Source organism: Faecousia intestinalis (assembly GCF_040096185.1).
In the GTDB taxonomy this organism is placed as follows: domain Bacteria; phylum Bacillota; class Clostridia; order Oscillospirales; family Oscillospiraceae; genus JAZOXB01.
On record NZ_JBBMFF010000046.1, the window covers coordinates 1 to 9,782 of the forward strand.

7 protein-coding genes are annotated in these 9,782 nt (G+C 61.1%); 1 reads left to right on the plus strand and 6 read right to left on the minus strand.

The window, feature by feature from the left end; translation table 11 throughout:
• The first annotated feature begins 593 nt into the window (after positions 1-593).
• Complete coding sequence (locus WMO66_RS00530; protein WP_349134453.1) at positions 594-1,877, plus strand: O-acetylhomoserine aminocarboxypropyltransferase/cysteine synthase family protein; 1,284 nt, start codon at positions 594-596, stop codon at positions 1,875-1,877.
• 50 nt (positions 1,878-1,927) lie between these two features.
• Here WMO66_RS00530 and WMO66_RS00535 read toward each other — a convergent pair whose 3' ends face one another.
• The 6 genes from WMO66_RS00535 to hrcA form a co-directional block, all read right to left on the minus strand.
• Entirely contained in the window at positions 1,928-3,550 is a 1,623-nt protein-coding gene (locus WMO66_RS00535; RefSeq protein ID WP_349134454.1) for an ABC transporter transmembrane domain-containing protein, read from the minus strand.
• A gap of 272 nt (positions 3,551-3,822) precedes the next feature.
• Positions 3,823-4,518, minus strand: coding sequence for a nicotinamide riboside transporter PnuC (pnuC, locus tag WMO66_RS00540; protein WP_349134455.1), 696 nt, complete (start codon positions 4,516-4,518; stop codon positions 3,823-3,825).
• Positions 4,519-4,658: 140 nt separating this feature from the next.
• A complete protein-coding gene (dnaJ, locus tag WMO66_RS00545; protein WP_349134456.1) occupies positions 4,659-5,813 on the minus strand; it encodes a molecular chaperone DnaJ in 1,155 nt (384 codons plus the stop codon).
• An 86-nt stretch (positions 5,814-5,899) separates the two neighbouring features.
• The gene (gene dnaK / locus WMO66_RS00550; protein WP_349134457.1) at positions 5,900-7,729 is read right to left on the minus strand and encodes a molecular chaperone DnaK; all 1,830 of its coding nucleotides are present in this window, start codon (positions 7,727-7,729) and stop codon (positions 5,900-5,902) included.
• 45 nt (positions 7,730-7,774) lie between these two features.
• Entirely contained in the window at positions 7,775-8,338 is a 564-nt protein-coding gene (locus tag WMO66_RS00555) for a nucleotide exchange factor GrpE (RefSeq protein ID WP_349134458.1), read from the minus strand.
• A gap of 3 nt (positions 8,339-8,341) precedes the next feature.
• On the minus strand, positions 8,342-9,418 hold the full coding sequence (gene hrcA / locus WMO66_RS00560; RefSeq protein ID WP_349134459.1) for a heat-inducible transcriptional repressor HrcA: 1,077 nt from the start codon (positions 9,416-9,418) through the stop codon (positions 8,342-8,344).
• Between the last annotated feature and the right edge of the window lie 364 nt (positions 9,419-9,782).

The window sequence follows — 9,782 nt, forward strand, 5'->3', positions numbered from 1 at the left end:
GGCACGCATCCCATCGTTGTGCGCCTGCGCCTGCCGAAGTGGCTTGAGAAGCCCGATCGGCCTCCTCGCAATGACACGTCAGGTGGTTCCGTGGTGCACCAGCGCCCTCCTGCCGTTGAATTCCCCTGTGCAGGGCGCTCACTGAGCGCCGCTACACCCCATACTTCGGCGTTTCCCATTTTAACGATAGCCTGTGCAAATCGGCAGTGCCCCATGGGACGTCGAGGACGCCGCCCCCTACAACGCCCGACTGGCAGCCTTGTGCTAACTTTCCATTTCCCATTTCCTGCTTTTTCTCTCTTTTCCTATAATGCCTATTGACAAAGTCGGATTTTTGTGCTATGATGCGTCCATCAAACGAAGTGAGGTGGCAGCAATGTTCTTTGCAGCAGAACGAATGCTGGGCTCCCGGGCAGAAGAACTGGCCGGGCGTGCTGCCATGCGCGGAGCATGCCGTGAGTGAGGAGCCGCACTCCATGACCGTTTCTCTGACCGGGAGCTGTTTTCAGCCCCGGCTTTTTTGTTGCCGGAATACCGGCGGACGGAAAGATCCCGTACATACGATCTGAAAGAATCACAAAGGAGACATCCCCATGAGCTATCATTTTGAGACCCTGCAGCTTCACGTCGGACAGGAGCAGCCCGATCCCGCCACCGGCGCGCGCGCCGTGCCCATCTACCAGACGACATCCTATGTGTTCCGCGACTGCGCGCAGGCTGCGGCCCGCTTCGGCCTGACAGACGTGGGCAACATCTACGGCCGCCTGACGAACTCCACGCAGGACGTGCTCGAGCAGCGCGTGGCAGCCCTTGAGGGCGGCGTGGCCGCTCTGGCCACTGCCTCCGGCGCAGCGGCCGTCACCTATACCATTCAGGCGCTTGCGCGGCAGGGCGACCACATCGTCGCGCAGAAGACGATCTACGGCGGCACCTATAACCTGCTGGCGCACACGCTGCCGCAGTACGGCATCACGGCAACGTTCGTGGACGCGCACGACGCCGCAGCGGTCGAGGCGGCCATCCAGCCGAACACCCGCGCCGTCTATCTTGAGACGCTGGGCAACCCGAACTGCGACATCCCGAACATCGAGGCCATTGCCGCCGTCGCCCACCGCCACAGCCTGCCGCTCGTCATCGACAACACGTTCGGCACGCCCTACTGGGTCAAGGTCATCCCGCTCGGCGCGGACATCGTCGTCCACTCCGCCACGAAGTTCCTCGGCGGCCACGGCACGACGCTCGGCGGCATCATCGTCGACGCCGGTACGTTCGACTGGGCTGCCAGCGGCAGCTATCCGCAGCTTGCTGCACCGAACCCCAGCTATCACGGCATCTCGTTCGTGCAGGCGGCAGGCAAGGCAGCCTTTGTGACCTACGTCCGCGCCATTCTCCTGCGCGACACCGGCGCGACCATCTCCCCGTTCAACGCCTTCCTGCTGCTGCAGGGCATCGAGACGCTCTCGCTGCGCCTCGACCGCCACGCGGAGAACACGAAGAAGATCGTCTCGTGGCTGGCGGCACACCCGCAGGTCGCGCGCGTCAACCATCCGTCGCTGCCGGGCCACCCGGACCACGCGCTGTATCAGAAGTACTTCCCGAATGGTGGCGGCTCCATCTTCACCTTTGAGATCGCGGGCGGCGAGGCCGAGGCGCACCGCTTCATCGACCACCTGCAGATCTTCTCCCTGCTGGCCAACGTCGCGGACGTCAAGAGCCTCGTCATCCACCCGGCCACGACGACGCATTCCCAGCTCACGCCGGAGGAGCTGCTCGATCAGGGCATCCGCCCGAACACCATCCGCCTGTCCATCGGCACGGAGCATGCCGACGATCTTATCGCAGACCTCGAGGCGGGCTTCGCCGCCGCGAAGGGCTGATAACAGTCAAGTGCAGCCATCGGCTATGTCGGTGGCTGCACTTTCTTTTATTATGGGTTCACCGGAGTCAATACGCCGTCGGATAATTCGTATATCCCGTCGTACCGGTCCCGCAGTGCGGGGTTCGGCTTGTGGCAGATGTGAAGGACCATCGAAGGCTCCTCCAATAGCAGCCGCTCCACCAGCTCGGCATTCGCCTGATCCAGTGCGGAGGTCACCTCATCCAGCAGGTAGACAGAGGGCCGTCCGACCATCGCCCGCGCCAGCGCCACGCGCTGCCGTTCTCCGCCGGACAGCGTCTCCATTCTCTCCGGCGTCAGCTCCTGACCGTGATACCGGTCCAGCAGATACTCCAGATTCAGCTTCCGGATCACATCCAGATAGATATCCCGCGGGATCGGGCGGCCGACGCAGATGTTGTCCTCCAGCGTTGCGTAGAAGAGATAGGGCTCCTGAAAGACGGGGCAAATACTTTCATAATATGCGCCGTATGGGATCGTTCTGATTTCGTGCCCGTTATAGAGGATTCTCCCGCCATACTGAAGATCGCCGATCTGCGCGATCAGCCGGAGCAGGGTGGATTTTCCGCTTCCGCTCTCTCCGGTGATCAGATACTTCCGCCCGGCCGTAAAGCGGGCGCAGACGTCCTTCAGAATGGCGAGTTCCTCTGCGCGGTAAGAAAGATGGTCAACGGCCAGCTGCTCCAACGCCCCGGCGCACGCCGTCCGGCGGTCGTCCCCTTCCGGTTTCCGCCCGATCATGCTCTGATACTGTGCAAGGATCGGCAGAACCTCATTCCGCCCATGCCGCAGGTACGCCAGAACCTCGATCGGGGCGCTGATCACCTCTGCCAGCTGGATCACCGCGACAAGGCTGCCGACATCGATCTCCTTTTTGGAGATCAGATAGAGGCCGATCAGCAGGATCAGGACTGTTTTTGCCACCTGCAGCGCGGTCGTGATTCCCTGCGTGACCAGCTGATATTTCAGCAAGGTCATTTCGCTGCGTGCAATGCCGTCGTCGGCGGAATCGACGGACTCCGCCGCATATTTCCGGCAGCGGTAGGCCTTCACAAGCCGCAGGCCGTCCAGGATCGATCGCAGCGTCGTATTGTAATTTGCCAGCGCACCGGAATAGCGCTTTCTGGCCGCTCCGCCTCTTTTCCGCATCGTATTGGGAAGAGCGACGATCAGCAGGCTCACGCCCACGATGACAAGAGCCAGCACCCAGTGAATATAGAGCAGCGACAGCGCGGAAAACGCCAGAATGCTCATGCATTTTATCATATCAATGGTGCCCAGAACATACTGCTCCGCCACGCTCGGGATATCGTTGTTCACAAACGACACAAAGGCGGAGATATCCTCGCGTTTGGCGCTGTCCTGCGCGGAGAAGGCATGAAACGCATTCCGGCGCATCTGCTTCTTCTGCCTTATTTTGAGCGTATTGCCCATGTACTCATCCAATTCGGCAAAGCAGAGCTGAAAGAGGCTGATGAGCAGAAAGATGCAGAGCAGTCTCGTGCGATTGGCGGAATCCGCGACAACGGAGGTGATCAGCCGACCGGAGATCGTGGGGATCGCGACGCTGATCGCAGAGTAAACGATGCTGACGAGCAATGTCAGCAGGAAAAACCTTTTGTTTTTGTCTAAAAGCGAAAGAGTTTTTTTCATTTGAAACGTGTCCTCCCTGATTGTGGTTCCTCCATATCCGGGACTCCGTTTCCTCCGATCCGGAGCCTCAGATCGCGCGCTCCGGGAAATGATACAGCAGTCTGACGATCCTGTAGAAGTGCATACGTCTTTCTCCTTTCCATCTCATGATCCGCGTCAGTCAGGCTCTTTCTTACAAATCACTGACACACCATCATATTACCCGATGTGGTCGGCAAATGCAAGAGGATCTAAAAAAATGGCGCGCTGCGGGACCCGCAGCGCGCCGGTTTTTATGCAGTTTGGGCCATATGGCGCTCGCGCTTTTTCCAGCTGAGGAAGCCATAGAAATCATGGAACAGGAAGATGCCGAAATTCACCGCCACGGGGATATAGGCGGGGTCCTCGCACGAGGCCAGCACCCACAGCACGACGAGCACGATGTCGTTCGCCGCGTAGCCGAGGCCATAATACGACGAGCGCAGCATGGTCAGGGCGGCCGCGAGAAAGCTCGTGGCGACGGACAGGATGCTGAAGCCGAGGTTCGGCGTATCGAGCGCCGCCAGCAGCCAGCCGAACAGGGCCGTCACCGCAGCGGTGGCCAGCACGAGCAGGGCCAGGTCGCGGCCGGTCAGGCGGCGGATGGCCACGGCGCTGCCCGCCTCGTGCGCCGTGTTGCGCCGCCACGTCACGGCGGACCAGACCGCCATGGGCAGGCTCATGCCGAGATAGGTGAGCATCTCGCCCCAGTAGCGGAAGCGGCAGGAGATGGCGCCGTAGAGCAGGCAGAACACGATCATGAGATACTGCGCGAAGACCTGCCCCTTGGCCGCGAGCATCAGGGCCGTCACGCCGGTCAGGGCGGCGATCAGCGTCAGCGGGTCGACGTCGCCGCCGAGAAAGTTGGACACGGCCACGACGGCCAGCGAACCGAGCCAGAACGCCCAGTCTCTGGCCCGCATGGAAGCAAACGGGTTATTCAAATTCAAAGATCGATCCTTTCTGTCGTGATTCGGTCAAACCGCGTTTCCGGACCACGGGTCAGGGATCGGGATGCTTCTGCCGTTCAGGGTCATCGATCTTCTCCCGGAAAAAGCGGCCGCTGTGATGCGGCCGCATGGTAATTTTTTTATTTGTCGAAGGCGTCGCGCAGCTTCTCAAAAAACTTCTTTCGTTTTGGCTGTGCGCTTTCGGAAGTCGCCTCCTCGAACTTGCGCAGCAGGTCCTTCTGCTCGCGCGTCAAGCGGGTCGGCGTCTCCACGACGACGGTGACATATTGGTCGCCGCGGCTGCGCCCGTTGACATAAGGGATGCCCTTGCCCTTCAGGCGGAACGTCGTGCCGGTCTGCGTGCCCTCGCCGATCGTATAGCGGACCTTGCCGTCGAGCGTCGGCACCTCGACCTCCGCGCCGCAGGCAGCCTGCGTAAACGTGATGGGCATCTCACAGTAGACATCCTGCCCCTGCCGCGTGAACAGCGGGTGGCTGCGGACGCTGACCGTGACCATCAGATCGCCGCTCGGGCCGCCGTTGAGGCCGGTGTTTCCCTCGCCGCGCACGCGCAGCGTCTGGCCGTCGTCGATGCCGGCCGGGAACTTCACCATCAGCTTGTGGCTGCGGCGCACCTTGCCCTTGCCCTTGCAGCGGCTGCACGGCGTGCGGATGATCCTGCCGGTGCCGCGGCAATCCGGGCAGGCCGCCGTGGACTGCATGGTCATGCCCATGAAATTCTGCTGCGTGCGCACGGAGCCCGTGCCCTTGCAGCGCGGGCAGGTCTCGGCGCTCGTGCCGGGAGCTGCGCCGCTGCCGTGGCACTGGTCGCAGTCCTCCACGCGAGAGACCGTGACCTCCTTCTCCGCACCGAAGGCCGCCTCTTCAAACGTCAGCTCAACGCGCGCGCCGATGTCGTCGCCCTGCATGGGGGCGCTGGCGCTGCGGCGCGTGCTGCGGCCGCCGCCGCCGAAAAAGCTGCCGAAAATATCGCCGAGGTCGCCGAAATCGCCGAATCCGGCCCCGCCGAACGGGCTGCCTCCCGCATTCGGGTTGAAATTCGGGTCGACACCCGCGAAGCCGTACTGATCGTAGCGCGCGCGCTTATCCGGATCGGAGAGCACCTCGTTGGCCTCGTTGATCTCCTTGAATTTTTCTTCCGCGCCCGGATCGTGGTTCACGTCCGGATGATACTGCGCGGCAAGCTTGCGGTAGGCGCGCTTGATATCGGCGTCCGTCGCATCCTTTTTGAGGCCAAGGACCTCATAATAATCTCGCTTGTTCTCATTTGCCATGCTGCTCACCTCTCCTGATACCCTTTCGGGCGGCCGACGCAGGGCAGGCGGTGGCCGAAGCCGCCGCCTGCCGCATACATTCGTCCTTAATCCTTGACTTCCTCGTAGTCCGCATCGACTACGCCGTCGTCATGGCCGCCGTTGTTCGCTGCACCGCCGTTATTGGCCTCGCCCTGCTGCGGGGCGGCCTGCTGATACAGCTTCTCGGAGATGGCGTAGAACGCCTTCTGCACGGCATCGGTCGCGGCCTTGATGGCCTCGATGTCATTGCCCTTGTTCTTCGTCTTCAGATCCTCGAGAGCTGCCTGCACGGGCGCCTTCTCGGACTCGGAGACCTTGTCGCCAAGCTCGTTCAGGGTCTTCTCCGTCTGGTAGATGACCTGATCGGCTGCGTTGTGGGTGTCGACCTCATCCTTGTGCTTCTTATCCTCAGCGGCGAACTGCTCGGCCTCCTTGACGGCCTTGTCGATGTCCTCCTTGGAGAGGTTGGAGGAAGCGGTGATGGTGATGTTCTGCTCCTTGCCGGTGCCGAGGTCCTTTGCGGAGACATTCACGATGCCGTTGGCATCGATGTCAAAGCTGACCTCGATCTGCGGCACGCCGCGGGGCGCCGGAGCGATGCCGGTGAGCTGGAACTTGCCCAGCGTCTTGTTATAGGCAGCCATTTCACGCTCGCCCTGCAGGACATGGACCTCAACGGAGGTCTGGCCGTCTGCAGCGGTGGAGAAGATCTGGCTCTTGTGCGTCGGGATGGTGGTGTTGCGGTCGATCAGGCGGGTGAACACGCCGCCCATGGTCTCGATGCCGAGGGACAGCGGGGTGACATCCAGAAGGACCATGCCCTTGACGTCGCCGCCGAGGACGCCGCCCTGGATGGCCGCGCCGACAGCCACGCACTCATCGGGGTTGATGCCCTTGAAGCCTTCCTTGCCGGTGATGCTCTTGACAGCCTCCTGCACGGCCGGGATACGGCTCGAGCCGCCGACGAGCAGGACCTTGCTCAGGTCGCTTGCCTTCAGCCCGGCATCTGCCATGGCCTGACGGACGGGCTTCAGCGTATCCTGCACGAGGTGCGCCGTTAGCTCATTGAACTTTGCGCGCGTCAGCGTGACATCCAGATGCTTCGGGCCGGTGGCGTCCGCCGTGATATACGGCAGGTTGATGGTGGAGCTCGTCACGCCGGACAGCTCGATCTTCGCCTTCTCGGCAGCTTCCTTCAGGCGCTGCATGGCGACCTTATCGCCGGAGAGGTCGATGCCTTCGGCCTTCTTGAACTCGGCAACAAGGTAATCGATGATGCACTGATCGAAATCATCGCCGCCGAGGTGGGTGTTGCCGTTCGTGGCAAGGACCTCGATGACACCGTCGCCGATGTCCAGAATGGAGACATCGAACGTGCCGCCGCCCAGATCATAGACCATGATCTTCTGCGAGGATTCCTTATCGACGCCATAGGCCAGTGCAGCAGCCGTCGGCTCGTTGATGATACGCTTGACCTCCAGACCGGCGATCTTGCCTGCGTCCTTCGTGGCCTGACGCTGGGCGTCGTTGAAGTAAGCCGGGACGGTGATGACCGCTTCGGTCACGGGCTGGCCCAGGTAAGCCTCGGCGTCCGCCTTCAGCTTGCGCAGGATCATTGCGGAGATCTCCTGCGGGGTGTACTTCTTGCCGTCGATGTCGACCTTATAATCGGTGCCCATGTGGCGCTTGATCGAAGAGATCGTGCGGTCTGCGTTCGTAACGGCCTGACGCTTTGCGACCTGACCGACCATACGCTCACCGGTCTTCGAGAATGCAACAACGGACGGAGTGGTGCGATTGCCTTCGGCATTCGCGATAACGACGGGCTCGCCGCCTTCCATCACGGCGACACAGGAATTCGTCGTGCCAAGATCAATACCAATAATTTTTCCCATAATTCAAATCCTCCCAAAGAAGTAACTTAGAAGTAACTTACTGATTTAATTTGCGACCTTCACCATGGCGAAGCGGATGACCTTATCGCCGTGGGCAAAGCCGGTCTGGAAAACCTCTGCGATGACGTTTTCCCCGAGGCTCTCGTCCTCGATGTGCATCACGGCATTGTGGCGCTGCGGATCGAAGGTCTCGCCCGCTTCGCCGAAGGGCTTGACACCCAGCGCGTCGAGGATCTTGACAAGCTCTGTCAGGGTCATCTCCACGCCCTTTTTATAGGCCTCGTCTGCGGTCTCGTGATGCAGGGCCCGCTCGAGGTTATCATAGACGGGAAGGAACTTCTTCACCGTATCGGCAACGGCATCCTGATAGATGCCGTCCTTTTCGCGCTGCGTGCGCTTGCGGAAGTTGTCATATTCTGCAGCCAGCCGCAGAAACTGATCGTGCTCCTGCGCCTGCGCGGCCTTGGCCTGCTCCAGCGCATCGGGCTGTTTGGACTCGGCCTTTTGCTTGGAGCCTTCCGGCTGCTTCGGCGCTTCCGCCTGCTTGGCGGCCTCCGGAGCGGCAGGCTCCTTCTCGTTCTTTTCGGGTTCTTCGTGTTTCTTTGCCAAAATTTATTCCTCCTCCTTTGCCTCGTGCACCTCCGGCTTCGGGGCCGCGGGCAGCTCCGGCTTGCCGAACATCCGGCCAAGCCCTTCGGCAAAGTAGCTTAATCGTGCGGTGATCTGTGCGTAATCCATGCGCTGCGGGCCGACCACACCGATCATGCCCTGCATGCCGTCGCCGATGTCGAAGCGCGTCACGACGACGGAGGTGTCCTTCAGCTCCTGCGCAACGTTTTCCGGGCCGACGAGGATCTGAACGGGGCTGTCCGGATCGAGCCGGGCGGGCAGGTTGGAGAGCGTGTCTTCATCCAGTGCGCCGAGCACCTCCTGTGCCTTGGTCAGGTCCTGATATTCCGGCTGGCCCAGCAGACGGTTCTGCCCGGTAAGGTAAATTTCCGAGCGATGAGCCTCCTCGAGCACATGCGTCGTAAAATCGACGATGACCGGAACAAGGCTCGCTGCGGCGCCTGCGCTGCGCGTCACGCGGTTCATGACCTCAGGCGTGAAGCCGGAGGCGGGAAGCCCGGTGAGGCTCGCATTGAGCACGGCGGACAGGAGCTTGAGGTCCTGCTCCGTCACATGCAGCGGCAGCTTGATGAGGCGGTTCTTGACGTTTTCATCGGACGTCATGACCACGAGAATGAAGCTCCCGGCGTCCGCGAGGATGATCTCGAAATGGCGGACAGTCACTTCTCCGGCCGGAGCCGTCATGGTATAGGCCGGAAGGTTCGTCAGCTTGGAGACGAGCTTGCCGACCTGGCTCATGGCCTTGTCCAGCTCCTGCATACGCGATTCCATGGCCTGATTGATGCTCTGCGTCTCGTCGACGGAGAGGCGGTAATCCTGCATCAGACGGTCGATGTAGAAGCGGTAGCCCGCGGGGCTCGGGATGCGCCCGGCCGACGTGTGCGGCTGCTCCAGAAAGCCGAGCGTCGTCAGCTCGGCCATTTCGTTGCGGATGGTCGCAGAGGAGAAGTTCATATCCGGCAGCGCGGCGATCGTCTTGGAGCCGACCGGCTCTGCGCTGCGGATGTAGAGGTCCACAATGGCCTTCAGGATCTTCTGTTTGCGCTCCGAAAGCTCCATGGCTTTGACCTCCTTGTTTTCCTTTAGCACTCCGTACCCCTGAGTGCTAAGCTAACTATACCCCCCAAACGCAACTTTGTCAATACCCAAACGGAAGTTTTTTTTGAACGTTTTGTGAACCCTCCCACAGCGACAGCTTTCCCGCATTTCCGGGGATGCATACCCGGATATTTGGACGGCTCGGCTGCAGCGGCGCTCAGTAAGCGCCTAAGGCAGTTGCAGGTAGTACAGCAGCAATTCAGCGGTACGAGGCCCCCAAGTTTGTCATTGCGAGGAGGCCGCAGGCCGACGTGGCAATCTCGCAGGTCATAGCCGGATCGCAAGAAAGCCATCGGCGAAAACGAAACTGCCTTCCCGAGATTGC